Origin of the sequence: Acinetobacter sp. ANC 4973 (assembly GCF_002135275.1) — a bacterium.
GTDB lineage: Bacteria > Pseudomonadota > Gammaproteobacteria > Pseudomonadales > Moraxellaceae > Acinetobacter > Acinetobacter kyonggiensis.
On sequence record NZ_NEGM01000001.1, the window covers coordinates 323,746 to 344,912 of the forward strand.

The 21,167-nt window shown below is 38.7% G+C and carries 30 protein-coding genes; 7 read left to right on the forward strand and 23 right to left on the reverse strand.

The window, feature by feature from the left end:
- Positions 1-5 precede the first annotated feature (5 nt).
- The 3 genes from B9T30_RS01580 to B9T30_RS01590 are packed head-to-tail and all read right to left on the reverse strand — an operon-like array spanning position 6 to position 626.
- Positions 6-191 carry a hypothetical protein gene (locus B9T30_RS01580; protein WP_086183475.1) on the reverse strand — a complete coding sequence of 62 codons (186 nt, stop codon included), beginning with the start codon at positions 189-191 and terminating at the stop codon, positions 6-8.
- 11 nt (positions 192-202) lie between these two features.
- Complete coding sequence (locus tag B9T30_RS01585) at positions 203-421, reverse strand: hypothetical protein (RefSeq protein WP_086183476.1); 219 nt, start codon at positions 419-421, stop codon at positions 203-205.
- A 13-nt stretch (positions 422-434) separates the two neighbouring features.
- Positions 435-626, reverse strand: coding sequence for a CopG family transcriptional regulator (locus B9T30_RS01590; RefSeq protein WP_086183477.1), 192 nt, complete (start codon positions 624-626; stop codon positions 435-437).
- Positions 627-708: 82 nt separating this feature from the next.
- Between B9T30_RS01590 and B9T30_RS01595 the strand changes: the two genes are divergently transcribed.
- A complete protein-coding gene (locus tag B9T30_RS01595) occupies positions 709-1,056 on the forward strand; it encodes a hypothetical protein (protein WP_086183478.1) in 348 nt (115 codons plus the stop codon).
- A 95-nt stretch (positions 1,057-1,151) separates the two neighbouring features.
- Here B9T30_RS01595 and B9T30_RS01600 read toward each other — a convergent pair whose 3' ends face one another.
- Together B9T30_RS01600 and B9T30_RS01605 are read right to left on the reverse strand one after the other, a co-directional pair.
- The gene (locus B9T30_RS01600) at positions 1,152-1,895 is read right to left on the reverse strand and encodes a phosphoribosyltransferase (protein ID WP_086183479.1); all 744 of its coding nucleotides are present in this window, start codon (positions 1,893-1,895) and stop codon (positions 1,152-1,154) included.
- Positions 1,896-1,946: 51 nt separating this feature from the next.
- Positions 1,947-2,507, reverse strand: coding sequence for a hypothetical protein (locus B9T30_RS01605; RefSeq protein WP_086183480.1), 561 nt, complete (start codon positions 2,505-2,507; stop codon positions 1,947-1,949).
- A 525-nt stretch (positions 2,508-3,032) separates the two neighbouring features.
- Between B9T30_RS01605 and B9T30_RS01615 the strand changes: the two genes are divergently transcribed.
- From B9T30_RS01615 to B9T30_RS01630, 4 genes are all read left to right on the forward strand, one after another.
- On the forward strand, positions 3,033-4,175 hold the full coding sequence (locus B9T30_RS01615) for an HNH endonuclease (protein ID WP_086183482.1): 1,143 nt from the start codon (positions 3,033-3,035) through the stop codon (positions 4,173-4,175).
- A gap of 95 nt (positions 4,176-4,270) precedes the next feature.
- Positions 4,271-4,972, forward strand: a complete 702-nt coding sequence (locus B9T30_RS01620; protein ID WP_086183483.1) for a hypothetical protein — start codon at positions 4,271-4,273, stop codon at positions 4,970-4,972.
- A gap of 76 nt (positions 4,973-5,048) precedes the next feature.
- The gene (locus tag B9T30_RS01625; protein ID WP_086183484.1) at positions 5,049-5,675 is read left to right on the forward strand and encodes a hypothetical protein; all 627 of its coding nucleotides are present in this window, start codon (positions 5,049-5,051) and stop codon (positions 5,673-5,675) included.
- A 3-nt stretch (positions 5,676-5,678) separates the two neighbouring features.
- Positions 5,679-6,782: a hypothetical protein gene (locus tag B9T30_RS01630; protein WP_086183485.1), complete on the forward strand. Its 1,104-nt coding sequence runs from the start codon at positions 5,679-5,681 to the stop codon at positions 6,780-6,782.
- Here B9T30_RS01630 and B9T30_RS01635 read toward each other — a convergent pair.
- Genes B9T30_RS01635 through B9T30_RS01650 form a run of 5 tightly spaced genes read right to left on the reverse strand, consistent with a single transcriptional unit; the run spans position 6,770 to position 8,281 of the window.
- The gene (locus B9T30_RS01635) at positions 6,770-6,997 is read right to left on the reverse strand and encodes a hypothetical protein (protein ID WP_086183486.1); all 228 of its coding nucleotides are present in this window, start codon (positions 6,995-6,997) and stop codon (positions 6,770-6,772) included. The genes B9T30_RS01630 and B9T30_RS01635 overlap by 13 nt on opposite strands.
- The gene (locus B9T30_RS01640) at positions 6,987-7,406 is read right to left on the reverse strand and encodes a hypothetical protein (protein WP_143223181.1); all 420 of its coding nucleotides are present in this window, start codon (positions 7,404-7,406) and stop codon (positions 6,987-6,989) included. The genes B9T30_RS01635 and B9T30_RS01640 overlap by 11 nt, the downstream gene beginning before the upstream one ends.
- 12 nt (positions 7,407-7,418) lie before the next feature.
- Complete coding sequence (locus B9T30_RS01645; RefSeq protein ID WP_143223182.1) at positions 7,419-7,631, reverse strand: hypothetical protein; 213 nt, start codon at positions 7,629-7,631, stop codon at positions 7,419-7,421.
- 4 nt (positions 7,632-7,635) lie between these two features.
- On the reverse strand, positions 7,636-7,995 hold the full coding sequence (locus B9T30_RS16305; RefSeq protein ID WP_143223183.1) for a hypothetical protein: 360 nt from the start codon (positions 7,993-7,995) through the stop codon (positions 7,636-7,638).
- On the reverse strand, positions 7,982-8,281 hold the full coding sequence (locus tag B9T30_RS01650) for an ogr/Delta-like zinc finger family protein (RefSeq protein ID WP_086183489.1): 300 nt from the start codon (positions 8,279-8,281) through the stop codon (positions 7,982-7,984). The genes B9T30_RS16305 and B9T30_RS01650 overlap by 14 nt, the downstream gene beginning before the upstream one ends.
- 112 nt (positions 8,282-8,393) lie before the next feature.
- Here B9T30_RS01650 and B9T30_RS16840 point away from each other — a divergent pair, with 112 nt between their 5' ends.
- A complete protein-coding gene (locus B9T30_RS16840; protein ID WP_086183490.1) occupies positions 8,394-8,597 on the forward strand; it encodes a Com family DNA-binding transcriptional regulator in 204 nt (67 codons plus the stop codon).
- Entirely contained in the window at positions 8,560-9,366 is an 807-nt protein-coding gene (locus B9T30_RS01660; RefSeq protein WP_086183491.1) for a DNA adenine methylase, read from the forward strand. Before B9T30_RS16840 ends, B9T30_RS01660 begins: the two co-directional genes overlap by 38 nt.
- Here B9T30_RS01660 and B9T30_RS01665 read toward each other — a convergent pair.
- From B9T30_RS01665 to B9T30_RS01725, 13 genes are all read right to left on the reverse strand, one after another.
- The gene (locus B9T30_RS01665) at positions 9,363-10,850 is read right to left on the reverse strand and encodes a contractile injection system protein, VgrG/Pvc8 family (protein WP_086183492.1); all 1,488 of its coding nucleotides are present in this window, start codon (positions 10,848-10,850) and stop codon (positions 9,363-9,365) included. The two genes, B9T30_RS01660 and B9T30_RS01665, sit on opposite strands and share 4 nt — an antisense overlap.
- Positions 10,850-11,275 (reverse strand): phage tail protein, encoded by a 426-nt coding sequence (locus B9T30_RS01670; RefSeq protein ID WP_086183493.1) that lies wholly within the window; start codon positions 11,273-11,275, stop codon positions 10,850-10,852. Before B9T30_RS01670 ends, B9T30_RS01665 begins: the two co-directional genes overlap by 1 nt.
- A gap of 12 nt (positions 11,276-11,287) precedes the next feature.
- Positions 11,288-13,981 carry a phage tail tape measure protein gene (locus tag B9T30_RS01675; RefSeq protein ID WP_086183494.1) on the reverse strand — a complete coding sequence of 898 codons (2,694 nt, stop codon included), beginning with the start codon at positions 13,979-13,981 and terminating at the stop codon, positions 11,288-11,290.
- Positions 13,978-14,097, reverse strand: coding sequence for a GpE family phage tail protein (locus B9T30_RS01680; RefSeq protein ID WP_086183495.1), 120 nt, complete (start codon positions 14,095-14,097; stop codon positions 13,978-13,980). Before B9T30_RS01680 ends, B9T30_RS01675 begins: the two co-directional genes overlap by 4 nt.
- Positions 14,098-14,105: 8 nt before the next feature.
- Complete coding sequence (locus B9T30_RS01685) at positions 14,106-14,489, reverse strand: phage tail assembly protein (protein WP_086183496.1); 384 nt, start codon at positions 14,487-14,489, stop codon at positions 14,106-14,108.
- Between the two features lie 84 nt (positions 14,490-14,573).
- Positions 14,574-15,089, reverse strand: coding sequence for a phage major tail tube protein (locus B9T30_RS01690; protein WP_086183497.1), 516 nt, complete (start codon positions 15,087-15,089; stop codon positions 14,574-14,576).
- 16 nt (positions 15,090-15,105) lie between these two features.
- The gene (locus B9T30_RS01695) at positions 15,106-16,278 is read right to left on the reverse strand and encodes a phage tail sheath protein (protein ID WP_086183498.1); all 1,173 of its coding nucleotides are present in this window, start codon (positions 16,276-16,278) and stop codon (positions 15,106-15,108) included.
- 108 nt (positions 16,279-16,386) lie between these two features.
- Complete coding sequence (locus tag B9T30_RS01700) at positions 16,387-16,668, reverse strand: phage tail protein (RefSeq protein WP_086183499.1); 282 nt, start codon at positions 16,666-16,668, stop codon at positions 16,387-16,389.
- Between the two features lie 10 nt (positions 16,669-16,678).
- The gene (locus B9T30_RS01705; protein WP_086183500.1) at positions 16,679-18,025 is read right to left on the reverse strand and encodes a phage tail protein; all 1,347 of its coding nucleotides are present in this window, start codon (positions 18,023-18,025) and stop codon (positions 16,679-16,681) included.
- A gap of 11 nt (positions 18,026-18,036) precedes the next feature.
- Positions 18,037-19,254: a phage tail protein I gene (locus B9T30_RS01710; RefSeq protein WP_086183501.1), complete on the reverse strand. Its 1,218-nt coding sequence runs from the start codon at positions 19,252-19,254 to the stop codon at positions 18,037-18,039.
- The gene (locus tag B9T30_RS01715) at positions 19,247-20,170 is read right to left on the reverse strand and encodes a baseplate J/gp47 family protein (protein WP_086183502.1); all 924 of its coding nucleotides are present in this window, start codon (positions 20,168-20,170) and stop codon (positions 19,247-19,249) included. The genes B9T30_RS01710 and B9T30_RS01715 overlap by 8 nt, the downstream gene beginning before the upstream one ends.
- A complete protein-coding gene (locus B9T30_RS01720; protein ID WP_086183503.1) occupies positions 20,167-20,511 on the reverse strand; it encodes a GPW/gp25 family protein in 345 nt (114 codons plus the stop codon). The genes B9T30_RS01715 and B9T30_RS01720 overlap by 4 nt, the downstream gene beginning before the upstream one ends.
- Positions 20,508-21,137 (reverse strand): phage baseplate assembly protein V, encoded by a 630-nt coding sequence (locus B9T30_RS01725; RefSeq protein ID WP_086183504.1) that lies wholly within the window; start codon positions 21,135-21,137, stop codon positions 20,508-20,510. Before B9T30_RS01725 ends, B9T30_RS01720 begins: the two co-directional genes overlap by 4 nt.
- Positions 21,138-21,167: the final 30 nt, after the last annotated feature.

Below are 21,167 nucleotides of genomic sequence, written 5' to 3' on the forward strand. Positions count from 1 at the left end.
CTGCCTTAGAAATAGTGTCGTTTTGACTTCGATTTAAGTTCTTGGCCGACGAGTTTTAGAAGTCGCTCTTTCAAACGTGCACTAAGTAGATACTCAATAGTTTCTTCGTCTGTTTCGAAACCTATTAAATGTTTTACTTCTTGGATGACCTTGAGTTCTTGGTCACTGAAAAGCACGGGTTGAGTTGGCATATTCAGCTCCTTCAAAGGTGGTCTAAAACGCCTTTCTGAAAGCCTTCATTTTGATATTGTTCAACAGGTTCTTCATTGACCAGTTCAAAAGCTTGCTTCATTGCCATTTGACGAAGAAGTATGCCGACTGGAATACCTGTCATTTTTGACAGTACCGTGAACAAATCTAATTCATCGTTTGTAAGATTGACGTTTTTTCTATTGGTACGTTTCGGATTGATCAAAGACATTGTCAGCTCCTGTTTATTTGCTGTTACTTGTTTTTCCTTGGAAATATGTTTGCGCGATCAGGCTTGAACGGCTCATATCAGTTTTTTCTGCCTGTTGGTCAAGTGAATCGACCTCAGCTTTCGGCAGATAAACAGTGCAGCGAATACGGCCACCAGGCATCTTTCTTGAACGCGATTTATTGGGGGGTGAATTTAATGTTTTCATACAGTATTCTACGGTTATAGTGATGTGCTAAGACCCACTATAGCACATATATTTAGTCTTTCAATCATTATTGGTGAAATATATGTCCGAAAACTATGACGAGCTGTCTGCCGTCATCTCTGATCGTTTTAAGTCAGAACTTGATAAGAAAAATCTTCGTGCAAAATCGTTAAGTCGTGAGATTGGTGCACATGAAAATACGCTGGGCAATTACGTGCGTAATAAAGTGCCAGACCAATGGGTTTATTTGGCTAAATTGCATGAACAAGGTATCGATATTCGTTATGTATTGCTTGGTATAGACCCCGATTTTAGTGGTTTAACCAGTGAAGAAAGTTTGTTGTTGAAAGCTTATAGGCAGCTCAGTCCTGAAGCACAAGAATCCCTTCTTGGGCTAAGTAAAGTCATGGCAAAAGAGTCTGAAAAATAATGACTTTCGAACGTAAAAAAGCCCACATTTTATAGTGGGCTTTTGTTTTATTCTAAGAGCATTAGCCTTTTGGTCGACTATTTTGTATATATGTTTTAGCCTGTTTCATGGCTACTTTGAAATCCTGACGTAATGAGTCGATTTCGGATCTCGTCAAGTGAGCTTGGCGTCCGTAAGTGTCCGAGTTCGCCTTGCGTGAGGTATTCAATTGGGAAACCGAATTCATATTGCCACCATTCTGAAAGGTCTGGATGTTTGCTTAATACTGATTTTAACATTTTTTCGGAAGGAACTATATCAAATTCTGGCACAGTTAGTCCGGTTAAAGTAACAGCCCTTAACACTTTGCCACCTCTTGACTCAATATACCCTTTTAAAGCTGCTAGTGTACCTCCCATTGCCACAGTATCATCAACAATAATATAGTTACGTCCTTCTTGAACATAACCATCAAATCTTGGCTGTCTTACAATCCGTTCATAAGCACCAGCATTGGTATGATTTGCTTTTACTGTCTGAACAATATCCTCGCTCACCTCCAATTCAAGCATTGCACCAATCATTTGAGAAAATACCGCAGGAATACGGTTATTTCCTAAAGCTTCGATTGCAAGTACTGGCACAATAATAGGTGAATTTTGAACAAATATTTCCTCTAATTTAATAATTTCATCATAGGTATTAAGTTCAATTGCAAGTAACTCAAAAGCTGATAATACATCGCCTGATTTTGCATTGTAGTAATGTTCTTCCGAAGCTTTTTTAAGGGTGTTTAAAGGATATAAAACTTGGATTTTGGGGAAGTTTTCCCATGATGTTCGAATATAATGATGTGACATGCTTTATGCTCAGTGAAAATGCTACCCTCATAAATGAAGGTAGCATATTTTTTAATGTTCCAAGTACTTCTGAACAAGAACAAGTTTTTGTTCTAAATCCATGAGTTTATAAATGAGATCGTTATTGTTATAGATCACATCCTTTTCACCTACTGATGCTTCTAATGAATTCCGCCATATACGAATTGACCCCATCGCTATATCTAAATTTAACTCTGCATCATTATGTGAATTTTCCATATATTCCCCCTGGGCAATTTGATTTAATTGAAATTGCCAAACACGGATTTCCGCGTTGTTCCAGATAGGGCTGGAAATGGTATGTTCTCCATTGAACTTAGGATAGATCAGGTCTGAAAGCGACTCTTTTAGTATCTCTATATCCAATTTTTTGTTCGATTGCTCACTTTTTGCGAACTCATTGAGTAAGTCATTAATTTGGTCTGGACTAATGGATAAATGCCCTTTTGCGGTGTCGTGGTTAAATGAAAACTGCGCTTGAACACAGCGGTCGACAATTTCAAATAACTGTGTACACAGCAATTGGCTTTTTTCAGTTTTGGCTTGTACGCGTTCTGCAATAGGCACATAGGGAATAATATTGTCGTTCATAGTCTTACTTCCCTAAAAAAATAGAAAAAGTAAAAATGACACCAAATATAAAGGTAAATGTTTGAAAAGCATTACTGCGGATTTTTACGATTTTTTGCTTTTTTTGACGCTGGAGATATGCGTCTAGGTCGTAGATTGGGGTGTGCTCTATGATTTGAGCGGAATTTGAATGTGCATGTGCGCGGGCTTGAATCTGTCTTTTCATGACTGAAACTCTCGTTAGTAAGCTTTGAAACCTACCGCCATCACTTTCCTAGGGTAATGGTGGCAGACCGAACAAGGCTAGGAAAACCGTACTAACGAGTTACGGCCAGCGCGAAGCTGCCCTGCCCGATCTACCATAACAAGTATAGCCGATCAGACATTTTTGGCAAAAAAAAGGTCGCTTAAGCGACGTTTATTTATGCGCTCGTTAGTTTTACAAGTTTCCTAGGCTTGTACGTAGATTTTGCTACGTTTTTTTATATTGCCGATAGTGGGCTGTTATGTCAAGATCTTTTCCAATTCCATACTTAGATCCACCTAATGAATAAGTGTTTTTCTTTAACGGTACTAGATGAATCCATAAAGCTTATAAATTATGATTTCCTTACTAACTATTTTAGAAAGGAATTTGAGAAAAAAGAACATATTAATAAAAATTTAATGAAAATTAATAGAAATCTTAAAGATTATGATTATATATTTTCATATAATGATTATAGATTATTGCAAAAGGATCATTATTTATATGACCTTAACAATAATCCCAAAAATTGTATTTTTTGCTTAAGATTAGAACCTGAGGTGACATTTAGTACACGCCCACATGTTATACCTGAATTTTTAGGTAATCGATATCTATTACATTATGAAGAATGTGATAGTTGTAATAGTTACTTCTCTAGTACATTAGAGGACTCTTTAGATAAATATACAAAAATTTATAGAACATTAGACCGGATAAAAAATAAAAAAAGAAAACTTGTCCAATACAATTCAATAAATCAAAAAAGCTATATGAAATTCATAAAAAATAAAGAAAATTCATTTATTTTTCAACAAGAAAAAAACATAAGACAAACTATAAACAAAGAAAAAAATGAAATTACACATTTTTTTGAAATTGAAAAACATAAACCTATGAATGTTTATAAAGCTTTTATGAAAATATTATATGGCCTTCTACCTCGGGATCAACATAAAAACTTTACCATTCTACGTCAATGGATTATGGATGCAGAAAAAAGTGTACCGCTTCTTTCTCCTCTATATATTTTAAAAACATTTATCCCAGGATTCGACAAGAAAGATTTACATATAAATATATTACATAATAAAAAAGATGATTGTGATAGTAAGAAGTTTTCATATATAGCCTTAATTTCTTTTGGAAACATTGCTTTTGAAATGCCAATATTTAATGATAACTCTTTAATTAAATCAATTTCAGATAATGAAAAAATAGAGTTTCCACGCCATCCACTTTTTTATAATGGAGAGTTTTTAAACGATAGTTCTCAGTTAATAAATTTAAGTGGCAATGAATTTATAGTTAGCGAAGAACCTATAATATTTGGGTATAGTCATATTATAGAGTTACCTGAATTAATTGGTGAAAGGTTAGATAATATTGAACAAAGATCTAATGAAATAATTGATAATTATCATAATAATAGCCAAAACTAGAGTTAAAGGTAGTTTTCTAAAGCACACTCTCAAATTTAAATAAAATTTCATTAAATTAATATTTTCTTAAACCAATCAATTTAGGTAAATACCTTATGTCAATTAAAACTTGTTATATGTGCGATGCACCAAGTACATCTGTTGAACATGCACCACCAAGATGTCTTTTCCCTGAGAGAAAAGATCTTAGTCCGGAAGAACAAGCATTAGACTTAAAAAGGCAGTTAATTACTGTTCCAGCATGTCATGAACATAATGGTCAAAAATCTACTGATGATGAATATTTATTGTGTCTTTTGGCTATCTCATTACTTTCAGGTCAGCATGGGCAGCAACAAGGTTTAACAAAGGTCATGCGTATTTTGGAGCGTAAACCCGCTTTAAAGGCGATGGTTCTCGAAAAAGTTACACCTGTAATTGTAAAAGATAATGAAACTGGGCAAATGGCTGAAACTGTTGCATTAGAAATCAATCATAATCGAATTAATTCTTCACTAGAATCATGTGCTAGAGCATTATTTTTTAAGGAATTTAGCCAAAGATTTATTGGAACAGTTCAGATTACTAATCAATTTCTATTCGACCTTGATCCTCAGTTTAATGAGAAGGTAGATCGACTTTGCCAAATGACTAACGAACTATTTAAGGATATTGAACCTAAAGGTGAGAACCCTACTATTTTCACTTATAAATTTCGTTTTGAAAAAGAAGTACCTAATAAATTTTTATTAGAAATGGTTTTTTATGAAGGTGCACGTGCCGTAGCTATATTTGATGGTTCAAACATTGGGGCTTAAAAGTGCAAGTTCAAAAAATGCTATCAGGCTAAAACCATAAAACCTTAGCAATAAACTTGTAAAATAGTGAGCTATTATGCAATATAATGGCTCACTATTTACTTATAAACCATTCTTTATGAAAAGAATTTACCCATTCATTTTAACTATTTTCACTTTAAGCGCCTGTTCTAATGACACTCAACAAGCTAGTGATGCAGCAAAAGCTGAGTTCGATAAAAAGCAAACTAAACTTGAAAAAAATATAGCAGATCAAGCTGAACAAGACCGCCCACAATTTGAAATACCTGCCATAGACTACACCTCTCCAGTGGCAAAGGTCGATCTGAACAATGATGAAGAAATTGTCGCTTCTGTTGGTTTACCTGTCGTTGAAAAGGAAAAAGGCTCAAACCAGAATGGTGAGCCGATGAAAACTTATTACTTCAGTGATGATTTACGCAATGGTTTGGAACTTAGTTTAAGCCGTGAATTTGTAGATGTTGCATGGAAGTATGATTCAAATGATTTGGCAAAATCAAACGCAGTATTTGAAGCTGGCCAAAATATCACTCGTGCTTTACTTGGTGGTAAAGATGGTGCGGATCTTTATGAAAAAATTGCTAAAGGTAGTAAGTTCGAATCTATAAGTTTAGATGATGGCACCGTGATTCAAAATGCTCGATGTGGGACTAGTGTTTGTCGTTATGAAGTGGTGAGATAAGTAATGGCTGAAGCTAGTGAGAAAACCAAAAAATTAGATTCAGAATTAATTGTTATAGGTCTCGGAATATTCTTAGTTATTTCCATTTGGTTATTTTTTCCGAACTATTTAGTTTGGAGAGATTCCGTAAAACCTGAACAAACAAAACAGATTGTGATTCCCTACCAACTTGATGCGATGCTTAAAACGGAACAAGCAACACATGAACGTCTAAATGAAGATAAAGAAAAAACAGAGCTTCAAGTAATTGGTGATCAATTCGGTGCTTTTGGTGACAGTTATGGATCTCTAAACACTTTATTTAGTGGTTTAGCATTTACATTTTTAGTTGCATCTTTATATTTACAACGAAAGGAATTACAGGCTCAACGATTAGAAATTTCTGACCAAAGAGTAGAAATTAAAAGAGGAAATGATATTGCTGAGGGTCAAAGAAAGATTGCTGAAAATCAAGAGCAACTAATTCGAGACCAAATTTCAGAAGGACAAAAGCAAAATTTTTATAGTCTCTTTTTCAGATTCTTAGATGAAAAAAATAAAAAAATGCAAAACTTGGTCATTAAGTCCAGAAACCCAGCTATTCCTGATCGTGTCGGTGATTATTTTTTTAAAGTATTTGCGGGTGAATTTTTAAAGGATTTATTGCCCACAAACATCCCCCATCATCCCCAAGAAGATGGCTCGTTAACATCAAACTTGGGATATTTAGTAAACAAAATTGAAGGAACATATGAAAGATTATCTACATATAATCATGTAAATTTTGAGGAAACTCTTTATTTTGAATACTTCATTTTTTTACTTAATTTCATCAACCAGAATGAGTTCATACATGATTCTGATCTAGTCATGGATACCTTTATCTCTCATTTAACTTTTAATGAGACAATTTGTATGGCTTGCTATGCTGCTCTCAGAAATACGGAACTCAAGAATTACATTGAGAGATATGGTTTATTAAGGAATTTAAACTTAAGTTTATTAACTCAAGCGCAATTAGATGGTTTGAAAACATTATATTTAGAGTCAGCTTTTACAGCTCCTAAAAAATCAACCTTAGATTTTTTATTTAATGATTCTGATAAAGATAGAGATCACTCTTCGTGATCTTTTTCTGTTTCTCTGTACCCTGCCAACCACATCTGCGGTGCCTCTGCCCAGCTTTTTAAATTTCGAGGTTCTTGAATTCCATAAAATGCATTCATGAACCTTTCATGCCACCATTCTTCCATCATCAGAGTTTTATATTTAGGAAACCCTGGTGGATTCATATCAAAAGTGACATTTTTATAGAAAAGCTCAAATAATTGTTCAGGATGCATTCCTTGAATCCTCTGCAGCTAAATCCCAACAGCATAGATATTGTTTTTCAAATTCCTGCTTGGTTTGCAAAGACAGGCTAAAAAATGAATAAGCGATTGCATCCGCAAGATCTTCTGTTTTCCATTCATCCCAAATAATTTTTAATTTGGGTTTAGGTCTAGGCTTAAATGATTTTTTATAAAGAGCAAAGGACTGATAGCATGCCTTTCTTATTTTTCTATTTTTAATTTTAGGAATGCATGCAGGATCGAATGGAAAATCGGCATTGATATCCCAGGACAACTCTGGAGTGACCTTAGCACAATAATTAAAACAGCGAAGGTTTCTGCCTGCTACAAACCCATTCCAAAACAGCTTATTTTTAAAAAGCGTATTTAATAATGGTGCAATGTAAGCCATGTTTTTCATTGTTTCGTGACCTCACATTTCTATACGCTGTAAACCAAAACGTTTAAGGTCTTCAATATTGAGTAATTCAATTTTTTCATTGAGACAGATTAGAATCGGTTTATCTGTTTTTTCCTGAAAATCAGCCAAAGTTTCTTTTATATTCTGGTATTCATCTTCGTCTTTTAAATAAACGATTAAACCTGCAGATCTGGCTTCTATGGATTGTACTAGTACTTCGGTCATTGTATTAATCCCAACTTGAACTGGACGTAGATCCACTGTCATAACTTGACGAAGTTTCATAACTGCTTGATGAACTGCTGTCATGTAATGAATTGCAGTGCGATGGGCTTAAGTCAAAAGACCGAAAACCTGAAGAAGGAAGTTCAGTACGACAAGATTCGGAAAAATCTGAATATTGCTGCTTTAGCGTCTCTTGCTGATGCATAGCAAATAAGGCTATATCATTATCGTTGTTGTTTTGAATGGAACGTCTTACTGGTAAAGCCGCTGCCTGTACTTTTAATTGTTCAGCCTTACAATTGCATTTAACTTTTGATGAGAAAAACCAGCGTCGATTGCATATAGAGCATTTAATCATTTTCATTGTTCTCCATATTTTCGTCATTTGCTGCTTTACGCCCAGTTATTTCTTTAAGCGTCATGAGGTTTACTTCAGGATTGGGCGCAGCACTTGGTGATATTTCATGTGTTATCTCAATATTTCCGCTGCAGGTGAAACCACAATAAATATTGGGACATTGCAGAAATATTGTTTTTAAAAGTGGATGCTTTTGATTGCTGGAGCGAATACGAAGATTGGTCGCAGTACAATGAGGACAGAGTAATTGAGGTCTTGCATTATTTTTTTGTGTTAAAGCAGGTGTTGTCATTTTTTACCTTCTTATACAAATATTTAGTCTATTTTATACAAAAGAATAAATATTTGTTAGAAATGTTAATTTTTTATATGATCAGGTTGTTTTTTTATTTAGTAAAAAAATCATGCAAAATTTAAAGTGTAGCTGCTGCTTCAAGCTACTGGCAAAAATAGGACTGTTTAATCACATAGAGATTAAATGTCCCCGCTGTAAAACGATAAATGACTTCCAGAGCACCTTGAGTGCCTTACCTGAACGCCCAGAGCGTCCTTTAACAACAGGTAAGATTGATGAACAACTCTTCTGTAACACCGCAATACAATCCTAAAGGTCATAGCTTTTCTGGCTGGCTAGGTGGCAAATCACGACTTTCACGCACTATTGTTGAAATGATGCCTGAACATAAAACGTATGTTGAAGTGTTTGGGGGGGCTGGCTGGGTCTTATTTAAAAAAACGCCTTCTCGCGCTGAAGTCATAAACGATGTGAATGATAATCTGGTTAATCTATACCGCATTTTAAAATTTCATTTTGATGCCTTCTTGGCTGAATTTGAGCACCATTTATTTTCACGAAGCATTTTTAATGAAATGCGAAAAAATGAACGTAACCTGACTGACATTCAACGTGCAGCCAATTTTTATTATTTATTAAGAGCTGCTTTTAGCTGCCAGCTGGACGGCAGCTTTTCTTATAGTCGTGAACGTAAAACCAGTTTAAAGCTAGGTGATGAACTGCGGGAACACTTAAGTTCTATTCATGACCGGCTGCAAAACGTAGTCATTGAAAATGCCAGTTATGACTATGTGATTAAGCGAATGGATGCACCTGAGACATTATTTTATCTGGATCCGCCCTATTGGGATTGTGAAAATGATTATGGGCATGGGATCTGGTCTAAACAGGATTTTTATAATTTAAAAGAGCAGCTGGACAAAATTAAAGGAAAGTTCATTTTAAGCCTGAACGATACACCTGAAGTTCGTGAACTATTTAAAGATTATAAGTTTGAACAGAAAAGAATACGCTGGTCTGTAAATAACAAAGCAGCGCATGAAGATCACAATGGCAATGAACTCATTATTACCAATTTCTAATTGTCGGCTTTGACCTGTTGTAGCATATCCTTCTTCGCATTAAGCCGCGGTAATTCGCTTTTTAAGCGTTTTTCTGCGGCTTTTTTACTTTGATAGACGTTATCAATCACTTTCGGATTGGATTGATCACCCAAGGTTACCCAATAGCGCGGTGCAGGTTTTTTACCGACCGTATATTGTGCTTTAAGACCGGTATAGGGTTTAATTTCAAGTTCATTATGCGCTGAAAACTTCCCAGTCTCCGGATCCAGCAAGGCAAATTCACGATTCAAACGGGCTTGAGCAGCTTCCTTGCTGATATATAAATAAGTGAAGTGTTTGGGATTGGATTGATCCCCTTTTGTCAGCGATACAGCTTTATCGCCTGATTGGTAATAAACCACTACCCCTGTCCATTTCTTGTCTTTTTCTACTTCAAACTGGTCTTCAAACAGTTCTGCCACGTCATCGGCATCCGGACAGAATACTTCCAATTCAAGCCCTGTAGTGAAGCCATTGTCTGCATCCAAAGTGTGAGTAACTCGTGTACCTAGCCAGTAAATATCATCAATCTGCTCTTTCAAACCATCAAACAGATAAGTCATTTCCGGAATAAGTTCAGGCTTGCCCAATGCGAGCGTATAGCTGAATGTGAGTGCCGAGCGTTTTAAGTCAGCCAGTTTAGCTTTTGCTGCCAAGGTTGCGGACTGTTTGTCCTGGTGAATATGGCGAAGTTCTTTAATGTTCTGGTTGCTTGCATCGCCATAAACGACTTCGAGTTTCTTTGCCTGTTCAGCATCGTAATACCAGGCTCGGACTGCGGTAATCTCTTCCCCACCATCGGTATTGCTGTAGCGGTGCTGATCTCCTTTATCACGAGTGATCATGAACGTTGGCAAAGTTTGCCCAGAAACGGTTTGTGCTGCACCTTTAGGCATAAATAATAAAGTGCCATTTTTAATCGATGCGATGGCATCGTGTTCATCTGCCAGCCGAGTCAATAGATTGGCATTTGATTCATTTTGAACAAGATGAATGACTTTGTGCTGAGCAAGCGATTCATGAATCATGACATCGAGCTCATGTTCAAATGCAATTGCGTACATGATTTCTGAAAGTGTGACGTTATTAAAACTACGATCCTTTTTCTGCTTCAGTCCCGCTTTTAGGTCGACACTGGTTGCACGAATAGTCAGTACATCCGGTGCACCGGAATGTTCGACTTCCTTCACGGTATATTGGCCTTTATAGACCAACCCTTCATTGCTCCAGCCGATCCATGCCTCTATTACAACCCCCTTGGCCGGAATATTAAGGATGCCGTCATGGTCTGAAAACTGTAATTCAAGTGAATCTGATTCTAGACCACGGTTGTCTGTAATCACTAAACTCATTAGTCGTTCAACGGCTTCTTTACGAAGGTCATTTCCTGAAGTTTTCAGCTTAAAGATTGCTTGAGGATAGCTGTCATCTAGTTTATTGCTGATTACTGAAAGAATACTCATTAAAACAAACTCCCCGCTACTGCACCCACTACCCCGGAAATGAGTGCGCCTGCGGATTTGGTTTTACTGAGTTTCAAACTGAATTCGACTTTGCGTGGTTTACCATTTTTAAAAAAATAGGTCTGGGTTTCATCAAGTGAATCAATTTTCCACATACCATAGATTTTCCCGCTTCCAGAAATAAGCGGAAAGGACATTCCGGTATTGCCCATTAAACGTAATGCGGTCAGAGACAGTTGAGAGCCAAATTCAGGAACAATTGAACCATCGAGAGTAATGTTGTCCTCTCCGGGGCCGGTATATTGATATGCCGGTGCTTGACCGACGCGAGAATTACTTGCGTGTCGCCAACTTGTTGTACGTTGCAGGCTTTGATAAGTTGCTGTTGGTATTGAAAATACAAACATGCCAAAGATCATCATCATTGTGTATTTTCCTTATTCTGAGTCTTGGTAGCTGTCGCGTACGCGCTGCATTTTTTGACGTTGACGCTGATCCAGCATTTGCCCCACCATTTGCGCGATCTGCTGTACGGATTGCCCAGGCTGTGCATGAATGTGCATAGTAATGGTGTCACCCTGAACCGTAATGTCACCACGGCTGCTGCCGACTGGTTGTGCATGTGAGGTTTTTATTTTGACCAGTGCCGGAGCAACATTAATCTTTTGCATTACTCCGGACATGTTTGGACTAAAAATACCGAGCACGTCTGCAAACTTGGTTTTTAGTTCTGGAAAACCCTGTTGTAGACCTAAGCGCAAGCCACCCATGATGTGACCACCCAGCCCTGCCATGACACGCGATGGACTTCTAATTTTTTGTTTTTCTTTGAAATAAGAAGGTATATAGCTTGTCACTTCTGACCAGATTGATTTGAGTTTGTTAAAACCTGATTTAATACCATTAACCAAACCATCAATGATCATGCCGCCAAAGCCAGTAAACTTTGCAGGGAGTTCAATGCCAAACCAGCTTAGAACCTTAGCAAATACTGCATAAAACAGCCCGATAGGCGACCAGTTCAGAATAAGTGCACTCATGCCTTGAATACCGCCTGAAAAAGCCGTTTTGGCTTCGGTAATGCGTGCTCCGAACCACGCCCCGATAGGTGCAAAAATGGCTGTGATTTTGGTCCATAAATCACTAAAGAATACAGAAATGGGTCCCCAGTTTTTGTAAATGAGATAGGCAGAAACCGCAATGGCTGTGATGGCCAATAGAATTGGGTTGGTCAGCATAAGTCGACCTAACCACATAAATACATTGCCCAAGCCCATGAATGCCATTTTAACGACATTAAAAATGGCGGGTAATACTGAAAATGCCCGAGCGAATATGGCCGTGGATCCAGTAAACGTTGCCATCATGAGCCGAAGACTTAACATGCCCAGAATAAGCGGTGAAAATACTGCGAGTGCCCCACCAATCACAATAAGACTGGCTGCAATACCTAATAAACCCACGCCCAGCATTTTTGCCAAGGTTGGATTGCGTTCCATCCAGCCATTAAAGCCTTGGAGTGCAACTGTTGCTGTTTGAATGGCACTGGTATAAATCGGTAGAATTGTGGTACCGAACTTGAGATAAGCATCATGTAGATTGGCCTTTGCTTCAATTTCTTTACCCGTTGTAGTGCCCATTGCCTTGGAATTTAACTGGTCAATGTCGTCTGCACCTGAATTGAGCTTGGCATTTTTATGAATCTGCTCACGCTGCATATACATTTGAGCAAACAGGTTGGATGCAGTCCGGTTAGTAAAAACACTGCCCATTGCATCGATAATATCGCCTTCTTTGGTAATGCCTTTGGATTTTAATTGCGGTACCAGAACCTGTTCCATCCATGCAAATTGATCCTTCTTAAAGAGTTCGGCCCCTTTAATGGCTCCAACATCTAAAAATGAAATTTGACCTGCTTTGTCATGTTTGACTTTACTCGGGTCTTCAATCAATCCTAAACGTTCCATATTATTTGCAGCACGTTTAGTCGTACGGCCTTGGTAAACGTTTTGGTAAGCGGACATCATGGCTGTACCGACTCGGAAGCCACCCATTTCCTGCACCAATGGTTCCAATTTGTAGTAGAACGCCTTGTTGTCGATGCCTTTGGCTGCAATACCACCAGTCTTGATCACATTTAGCCATTCTTCAGCTTGTACACGTCCACCAGTAGCTGTAATAACCTGCTGAATGATATTGGCTTGTTCGTGGAAGGCTTTTTCACTTTTTAAGCCGTTACGCATTTCAATGACTTTAAGCATATCCATGAATTTTTTTTCATTTTCTGCTCCGTCATCGCCATACATGGCTTTGTTGGAAAATTTCATTTTAGCCAATGTGGGTGCAACCATTTTTGCATGATGTACGTCTGCAAATGCAGTTACGCCATCACGTACCAATTGCAAATTATCAAGCGTAGATGTACCAAAGGTTTTCATGGCTTTAGCATATTGAATGGCTTCTTTTGTGGATTCTTTACCTAAACCTAAAGATGCAATCCTATTTTCTTCAACCTCAACATGCTTGGTTTCATCGATAGGCTTACGCATTGAATACATTGCACCAATGCCTGTTGCCGCTGCACCCGCACCGTACATAGCCGCAGAACGTAAATTTCCAGATGTACGCTGATAGTTCTGTTGTATCTGATTCATGCGACGTAGTCGGTTCTGCTGTTCTTGCAACGCCTGATTGGCTTGATTGAGCTGATTACGCAAACGCTGCTGATGATCTGCCAGTCGGTTCGTCGAGAGTCCTGAATTGTTCATTTCGGTACGCATGCGTTGCAGTTCTATACGATTTTTTTCATATTCCTGTTTAAGCTTGCGTGCTTTTGCGACAGATTTATCAAATTCTTTTGTTAAAGCATCTGATGGGTTGGCAGACATTTGCTGGCGCAAAGACTTGATATGTGATTGAAGATCCTGAAGTGCTTTCGCATTATCTTGTACAGCTTTTTTCTGTTTTGTGTAGCCATCTATTTTCTTTTGCTGATCATTGAGGGCTTTAATTTCATCTTTTGTTTTCTTTAAAGCTTTGCTGGCAGCATTACTGCTACCAACAATAAGCTTTAAAGCTGGGCTGAGGTTATTTCTTCCCCCAAAAATAACTTCTAATCTTAATTGTTTCATTCGGCATCGGATCCATTTCGTTCAATGGCTTTTTGATGCCATTGCATCAGTTCTGTAAGTGACATGTCTTCATAGGCTTGCGGTGACCAGTGGAACACCACCGCAATATTGGCCATTGCATCTTCTACTGTGGGAGTGATAGCTCCGCACGTACTGATTTCGGTTGCAAAAAATAAATCACCGCTCCACCGAGCTGCACAATGTCTGCCGGTTCCACGACACCGCTGTTAAGCATGGATTGTGAAATAGTCGGTGTGGTGCACAGTGGTAAAATGGTACAAATGGAATTGATATCACCATTGAGAATGTCTGCAATACGAATTTTACGCAGTGCAGGAACAGAAGGTTTACGTACTTCAATTTGCGTATAGGTTGTTTGACCAATTTTGATGTGCTCATCTAAATCAACAATTTGTACGTCAGGATTTGCAGACAGTAATTTCTGATTTTCGATTTGGTCAGGTGTAAGTTCTGCTGCTACATTTTGCTCTGGTTTTTGAATATTCATGTGAATAATTCCTAAAAATGGTTGTTAAAAACGAAAATAATAAAAAACCTTCTGCAGTTCGAAAACTACAGAAGGGTAGGAAAACTAGAGACCAATGTTGGCAAGGTGTTTTGCATTCAGATCCACACCATCAACAATGAAAATATTGTTCACAATATCGATTTCAATGATGACAACATTATCGATACTGAGTTTGTAATATGACCAAATGGTTTTGACGGAGGTTTCTGTGTCATCCCCTGCTTTCTGGTTGCCGAAATCAATTTCTTCATGACGTCCACGGACCACCATTTCGACTGCTGTTGTTTCACCGGTGTCATCACGCTGATATGAACCGGCAAAACGCAGCATGTGTGCGCCGACTGTGGCTGCACCAAACTGTTTAATCACCAGTGCATCAAGTCCACCCAATTTCCAGTTGAATTCTGTGGCGTCATCGCCAAGACCAAGATCAATCTTGACGTTGCCCTGCATGCCACCGCCACGCCAGTCTTCCAGCTTGCGGGACAGTTTTGGAATGGTGACCTCTCCTGTCTGACCAAGGTAAGAATTACCTTCGTTAAACAGGTTCATCATTTTTAATTTTTTTGGTAAAGCCATCGCTCATAATCCTTTTTTATGCAGTCATACGTGAAGCAAAATCAGCCAGGTACTTATCTGTAATGCGCTGACGAAGGGTTAAGTCTTCGAGTGGCGGTACAGGTGTGTAGTCGTGATCTAGGATCAATTGACCATTTTTAAGTTGTTCTTTGCTGTTCGAATTCGGATCAAACCAACACGATGCATCGATAATGTAACCAGCTGTTTTTAAATCACGGAATTTGGCATTGATGCCTTCCACTATGTCGCGCGCCAAGCTTGGATGAAGTGGTTTGTCCACAGCCCACATATGCCCTTCAGCCATAGTGTCGGCAATGATTTGTGCAGTACGGGTGTAGTTTTCAAACTGGAACAACGGGTCTGCCGAACAGGTCCGTGAACCCCAGAAACGAAAGCCGTCACGTTGGATAAGCGTAGTGATTTCATTTGAGTTCAGATAACCAGCATCGGTATCCATGCTTTGCAGCTGCCAATAGACATCTTTTGAAATACCGGTCACGCCATTGACTGGTACGTTAGACAAGGTTTTATGCCAGCCCGTATCATTGTCGATTTTTGCACGTAGACCAAGTGCTCGAGCGGTTGCTTCAAACGTGGTGGTACTTGATGAAACTGTGTTCCAACCTAAGAAATCTGGCCAAATGATCATGGTTTCCCGCGAACCGATTGAGTCGCGATATGCAGCTGCTTCTTCTTTGGTTGCACAGCCATGTGCTGACACATAAACAAATGCACGAAGTTTTTCTGCAATACCACCAAATGCAGATGTGACTGCTGCAGTATCGAGACCTGGTGCACCTAAAATGCGTGGTTTAACTTTGAGGTTCTGTTCGGCAGTCAGCAAAGCTTTCATGCCTGTATATTTGCCGTTGACCTGTCCACCAATAACGGCAGTGGTTTGCTCTGCTTCATCGGTTTTTTGTTCTACACGTACAACAACAATGACTGCGTTGGTCTGGTCTGCAATGGCTTGTAGTGAACGTGCCAGCGTACCTTTAGTCCCTGCTTTTTCAATTGAACCTTGTACGTTGGTTAAAAGTACTGCGGTGTCTAATGGGAATACCAGCGGATCTGCATCTTCAGCAGTTGCTACTAAGCCAATAACAGCCGTGGAAACGGTTCGAATGGGACGTGTGCCTTCATTGAGTTCGTAAACCCGGACACCGTGATGATATGAATCTGTAGCCATAAAATTAGCCTGTGATCTGTTGTTTTATATTCAGATCACAGGCTTACAAAATGGCTTTTCAATTGCGATTGGATGAGCTTGTATATGGGTTATATACAAATGAGAAGATTATTTTTCTATTAGTTTAAGTACATCGGGGTTTTGTGCCAAAAATTCAGCCAATTTTTCTTCTGCTGAAGCAACTTGCTGAACCTGTGGCTTCTGGATAAGTTCCCATTTGAATCCATTCCAACGTGGCCATTTGTCCTCTGGCCACTTTTCAGGCGGTGCTAATTCAACACAACCTGCAGGGATATGAAAAATACCAGGTTCTAATGGAGATTCATCAGCAAATGTTTCTCCGATAAAAAGACCTGAGTAATTTATTTGATAGACCTTTTTTTGATTCATCATTTATTCCTTAATATCGGATGCAGGCAAGCCAAGCAATGTTACGTGGTCGTGTTTCTTTACCACCACTAACAGTTATTTCATTATGTTCAAAGTTAGATGCTGAACCTGCAATACGAGCTTGCGATCCTGATTTTTTTCTAAATATACCTTCGTTGATAAAGCCGCTAGGTTGAATAGTCTGAAATGAACCTGTTAATTTGACATCATCATATTGTTTACTACCAACAACACGATCAGTATCAATTCCTCGTCCATCATCGGCATAACGTGGAAATTCACTACGTGCATCAGGTATGTTAAATGTGTAAATGCCATCACCTGCCCCATATTCAGTACCAATTACAGCAAATAAATCGGCATAAACAGAGCGTGATACAGCTGCACCATTACATTTTAATAATCGATATCCTGTAGGAATTGAAGATGATGCAAGTGTAATAACAGTACCTGGTGGACAGTCATTATGTTTTGCTTCATCAGCGCTCATTACACCTAAGTTTTGACGTGCTTCTGGCTTATTCAAAATATCAGAAAGATTGTTTTTTTGAGCCAATGGGTAAGGCGCTGCGCCTAATGGTTCATTTTGAACAATCAAAATTTTTGAATCAGGATAAGTTTTACCTAAGGTTAAGCTTGTATCTGATGTTGCAAGCCAGCCATCTTCACCACTTTTATTCGTGATGCGTTCGCCATTAATGTAAACAGCTGCACCATGGGTCGTGGTGGTGCTAAGCTCCACAACGAACTGATCAACCACCAATGACTGTTCTTCTTCAATTGTATTCACAAATACTTCAGCATCAGAAGCATCACCCCAAGTTGTATCCCCATCACCATTGCTAAGCTTTTTTAAAACTTGTCCAGTGGTTCCGCCAGGAAGCAAATAGGCTGGTGTAATTGTATTCACAATCCACTGATGCGTAGCAGTAACAATATTTGGATCAATATTGATTTGAACTGTTTCGGCATTGCCAACAAAAAAAGGAATTCTGAATACATAATCTTCAAATGTTCCATTGTCCGCATCTGGCTTAAAAGTATCTGGTAAATTACCGACAATAAACAGATTTCCGTTGTTGTCAAAAATTCCAATTTCACGGCAAACCCAGCCACCAACATTGATGGGCAAAATAAATTCTGCAGTAAATTTATTTTGTCTTTCAGGGTCTTGATAAACTCGATTTAACGTTGCTCTATAGCGTTCACGTACAAGCTGTTTCTGGTCTGATTTGGGAAATACTGGAATACCACCGCCATCGCCAATGGCTGCATGGGTGAGCTGTATTTTTGTGCCCATTGCTTCGGCTTGGGCTAATAGTGATAGCGCATATTCTGTATGTATGGATTTATACATTGTGTGAACCTTTATATTTTATTTTCTTCAAATTGATCTATTAAATCGGATAGCTTTACAAACTGTTTTGATTCATCTGTGCTGAAAATGCTTTGAGCCACATTTTCTAAATATGCTTCGGCAAGTAAAGAGGTGCCTTGGTTTGATGATGAAGTGTTTGAGATGATCTTTTGGGCTAAGGCTAAGAAAGATATAATTTTTTCGTCAGATTCGGTAGAAGATGACACAAGAACAATTGTTGTGTGAGACATAGCGCCCCCATTAGAGACTAAATAAGCTTGGCAACGACGACTTGATTCATTATATTTAACAGCTACGTCGGGGTTTCCAAACCAAGAGTGTTTCCATAATTTACACGCGTTCTCAAAAGTATCCGCTTCTACCATCTGCGAATTTTCAAACCTATACATATTTCGGGTGTTTTTTTCTGTATAAACGATCTGACTGTTCGCTGAATCAAAAACCCAATCAGTCACACCAGTTAATTCATCCGCTGCATCAATTACAGCTTGCCATTGCTGCATATTTTCATCATGTAATGAGCGTACAATCGATTGTGTTAAATCTAAATCAGCATAACTTTCTAATGTCGTCACATTATCAAACTTATAAGCTTTGTAATGTGAGGTACCTTGATTTACCGCTATAGGGAGCTTAAGAATCCAATCAGACCAAACATTGAAAATATCTGAACCAGCAGTTTTTGAATATTCAAAATCATGACCGCAACAGATTGGTAAATTAACCATTTCTACATAAGCTTCGCTAATAACAAATGTGTTTGCAAACTTCCAGTGCGATCGTAGATTCTTATTTGCATTGACGACATCGATCAATTTTTCATATTGAAGCTCGGTGATGCCAATTTGGGAGACTTCTACAAATACTTCAAAAGTATAAGGCTTTAACATTGGAACAGTTTTGAACCATTCGCGGATTCTAACATTTAAGCCAAGTGCATCTACAGCCTGTTCTAGTGCTCCAATTGTGCCTTTGTGCGCATGTATGCTGTATGAAGATGCAATAGCATTGCGCTTCTGATCTTCATTCCAGTTTTTATCCCATACATCGACTGATTTTTCCCAAGCCAACCAAGGTAGTACCTGACTTGGAGCGGTCATTGGATCATTAAATTTTCGAGTCAAATTTTCAATATTAGAAACACGTGAAAAAGCACTTTCAAAGTTTATTTCAAACTGTGTTGAATTGGGCGGGAGCAGTTTAGCCATTTGTATCGCCCTTAACTGTTACCTTGAGAGATGTACAGAATGCAACCTGTCCTATACTATTTTGAACATCTACAGTAGGGGTAATTAAGTGTACGCGTGTCACACCGGGTTGCTGCAAAGCAGCATAAATACCTGAGATTGCTACCCCATCTCCAAATGAATGAACTGTTTTTACATATTCTTCAAGTTTCTGAATTGCACTTTTCAGAATGATTCCTGAATCTGGACCTTCTTCAATAATCAGCTCTGCTTCTACAGAATAATTTTGTACGCTGGCTGAATACACTTTGACAAAATCTGTAGCCGGCCTAATTTGTTTTTTATTCAGTGTGGCATTTACAGTATTTATCAATTCTTCAGATGCAGAACCATCCCCATCTGCAGACAGTACATAGATATTGCATATGCCGTTACCATTTCCATTTTCGTCCAAGGGTGCGAATGGATAAATATCTTTTACCCTGGCATCAGCATTTAGCCCGTGATAAATATATGAGCCTTCACTGCCGGCAGTTGTATAGCCTTCTGGGGCCAACTGGACGCGTCGTCGTAAAGATTCATTTGATTCTTTGACTTCAGGTGTATTTTCTGTTGCTGGGAAAATAATCCGACGTTGAAGATTACGCTCGGCAGCTTTGTGGTCTAAATCTGCGCCTTCAGCATAAGCAAGAAGAACGGACAATGCTTGTTGATTTGCATCATTACGAACCAGCATTTCACGATATGCAAAAGCTTCTGCCAGCTTCATGGCTGGATCTGATTCAAGCAGATCTGGGAAATCTGGCTGAACCTTACGCATTCGTTGATAAAAGTCTTCCAAACCTTCTTTTAAGATGGTCTCAAAATCAATTTGTTTAACTACGTCGGGTGGCGAAAGTAATGACAGATCAATAGCAGTATAAGTATTGCTACTCATGTTAAAGCTCCGATAGAAATAGGAATGCTCATATTTAGGTTTTGACCTGATTGAATAAGAACAGCCTCAATATCTAGCACCTGTTTTCCTTGTTCCTGGCTACTGATAAAAATTTTGCTAATTTCAATACGTGGTTCCCAACGTAAAATTGCCAGGTATATGGTGCTATAGCACTTTAAATACAGTGTTTCACTGGTTGGCTGATCGATGAGGTTGGCCAGTTGTGTTCCATAGTCCCGACGCATCAATCTTGAACCGATTGGGGTAGGAATTAGGTCAGCAAGTGACTGTTCTATGTGTTCAATCTCGGTTAGAAGTTTTCCAGTTTCACGCGATATCATGGAATTGGCCCTCCTGAAGTTTCAGCACCAGATTTGACTCCAGATGTTTTATGATTTTTAAGGCTGATTTCACCGGCTTTAACATCTGCTTCGGTACTAAAGTTTCCAGTTGAATGACTGCTTCCCTGAACAAGCTGACTGCCACCCACGGTATTATTTCCTGTCATTGCAATACTGCCATTGACCTGAACATTGCCATTGATGGTGGTGTCTCCGTTTACAGTTACCCCACCATCTGCAGTAATAATGGCTTTACCACCCGGTGGTAAAATGGCTGACAAATGATGGGTAGAAATGTCATAGCTAAAAATGCAGCCATCTTCAAAAATACGGATAGTTTGATTCAGGTCATCTGATGGAGATGGATTGCCTGTATTGTTAAATCCAGCAATAGCCACGCCCATTTCAAGTACACCTGATGGACTCAGCACCATTACTTCTTCACCTTCAGTGGGTGGATTCCATGTCTTGGTTTTTCCTGCCCTTAATGTCAGAAAACGAAGTTTTGCAGTCGTAATCTCGCCTATAGTGACGGTGACTGTCGTAAATGGTTTAGCCGGATGTATGGTCTTGATCGTTCCGAAACGAATAATATTTTCAAGACGTCGATGTAGTTCTGCGCTCATGCTGTAATCGTGTTGCAGATGATTTTTGAA

Bases quoted from the DNA above. Each gene is read 5' to 3' on its own strand.
- B9T30_RS01580 (WP_086183475.1), bottom strand. From the start codon at position 191: ATGCCAACTCAACCCGTGCTTTTCAGTGACCAAGAACTCAAGGTCATC.
- B9T30_RS01585 (WP_086183476.1), bottom strand. From the start codon at position 421: ATGTCTTTGATCAATCCGAAACGTACCAATAGAAAAAACGTCAATCTT.
- B9T30_RS01590 (WP_086183477.1), bottom strand. From the start codon at position 626: ATGAAAACATTAAATTCACCCCCCAATAAATCGCGTTCAAGAAAGATG.
- B9T30_RS01595 (WP_086183478.1), top strand. From the start codon at position 709: ATGTCCGAAAACTATGACGAGCTGTCTGCCGTCATCTCTGATCGTTTT.
- B9T30_RS01600 (WP_086183479.1), bottom strand. From the start codon at position 1,895: ATGTCACATCATTATATTCGAACATCATGGGAAAACTTCCCCAAAATC.
- B9T30_RS01605 (WP_086183480.1), bottom strand. From the start codon at position 2,507: ATGAACGACAATATTATTCCCTATGTGCCTATTGCAGAACGCGTACAA.
- B9T30_RS01615 (WP_086183482.1), top strand. From the start codon at position 3,033: ATGAATAAGTGTTTTTCTTTAACGGTACTAGATGAATCCATAAAGCTT.
- B9T30_RS01620 (WP_086183483.1), top strand. From the start codon at position 4,271: ATGTCAATTAAAACTTGTTATATGTGCGATGCACCAAGTACATCTGTT.
- B9T30_RS01625 (WP_086183484.1), top strand. From the start codon at position 5,049: ATGCAATATAATGGCTCACTATTTACTTATAAACCATTCTTTATGAAA.
- B9T30_RS01630 (WP_086183485.1), top strand. From the start codon at position 5,679: ATGGCTGAAGCTAGTGAGAAAACCAAAAAATTAGATTCAGAATTAATT.
- B9T30_RS01635 (WP_086183486.1), bottom strand. From the start codon at position 6,997: ATGCATCCTGAACAATTATTTGAGCTTTTCTATAAAAATGTCACTTTT.
- B9T30_RS01640 (WP_143223181.1), bottom strand. From the start codon at position 7,406: ATGAAAAACATGGCTTACATTGCACCATTATTAAATACGCTTTTTAAA.
- B9T30_RS01645 (WP_143223182.1), bottom strand. From the start codon at position 7,631: ATGACCGAAGTACTAGTACAATCCATAGAAGCCAGATCTGCAGGTTTA.
- B9T30_RS16305 (WP_143223183.1), bottom strand. From the start codon at position 7,995: ATGAAAATGATTAAATGCTCTATATGCAATCGACGCTGGTTTTTCTCA.
- B9T30_RS01650 (WP_086183489.1), bottom strand. From the start codon at position 8,281: ATGACAACACCTGCTTTAACACAAAAAAATAATGCAAGACCTCAATTA.
- B9T30_RS16840 (WP_086183490.1), top strand. From the start codon at position 8,394: ATGCAAAATTTAAAGTGTAGCTGCTGCTTCAAGCTACTGGCAAAAATA.
- B9T30_RS01660 (WP_086183491.1), top strand. From the start codon at position 8,560: ATGAACAACTCTTCTGTAACACCGCAATACAATCCTAAAGGTCATAGC.
- B9T30_RS01665 (WP_086183492.1), bottom strand. From the start codon at position 10,850: ATGAGTATTCTTTCAGTAATCAGCAATAAACTAGATGACAGCTATCCT.
- B9T30_RS01670 (WP_086183493.1), bottom strand. From the start codon at position 11,275: ATGATGATGATCTTTGGCATGTTTGTATTTTCAATACCAACAGCAACT.
- B9T30_RS01675 (WP_086183494.1), bottom strand. From the start codon at position 13,981: ATGAAACAATTAAGATTAGAAGTTATTTTTGGGGGAAGAAATAACCTC.
- B9T30_RS01680 (WP_086183495.1), bottom strand. From the start codon at position 14,097: ATGGCCAATATTGCGGTGGTGTTCCACTGGTCACCGCAAGCCTATGAA.
- B9T30_RS01685 (WP_086183496.1), bottom strand. From the start codon at position 14,489: ATGAATATTCAAAAACCAGAGCAAAATGTAGCAGCAGAACTTACACCT.
- B9T30_RS01690 (WP_086183497.1), bottom strand. From the start codon at position 15,089: ATGGCTTTACCAAAAAAATTAAAAATGATGAACCTGTTTAACGAAGGT.
- B9T30_RS01695 (WP_086183498.1), bottom strand. From the start codon at position 16,278: ATGGCTACAGATTCATATCATCACGGTGTCCGGGTTTACGAACTCAAT.
- B9T30_RS01700 (WP_086183499.1), bottom strand. From the start codon at position 16,668: ATGAATCAAAAAAAGGTCTATCAAATAAATTACTCAGGTCTTTTTATC.
- B9T30_RS01705 (WP_086183500.1), bottom strand. From the start codon at position 18,025: ATGTATAAATCCATACATACAGAATATGCGCTATCACTATTAGCCCAA.
- B9T30_RS01710 (WP_086183501.1), bottom strand. From the start codon at position 19,254: ATGGCTAAACTGCTCCCGCCCAATTCAACACAGTTTGAAATAAACTTT.
- B9T30_RS01715 (WP_086183502.1), bottom strand. From the start codon at position 20,170: ATGAGTAGCAATACTTATACTGCTATTGATCTGTCATTACTTTCGCCA.
- B9T30_RS01720 (WP_086183503.1), bottom strand. From the start codon at position 20,511: ATGATATCGCGTGAAACTGGAAAACTTCTAACCGAGATTGAACACATA.
- B9T30_RS01725 (WP_086183504.1), bottom strand. From the start codon at position 21,137: ATGAGCGCAGAACTACATCGACGTCTTGAAAATATTATTCGTTTCGGA.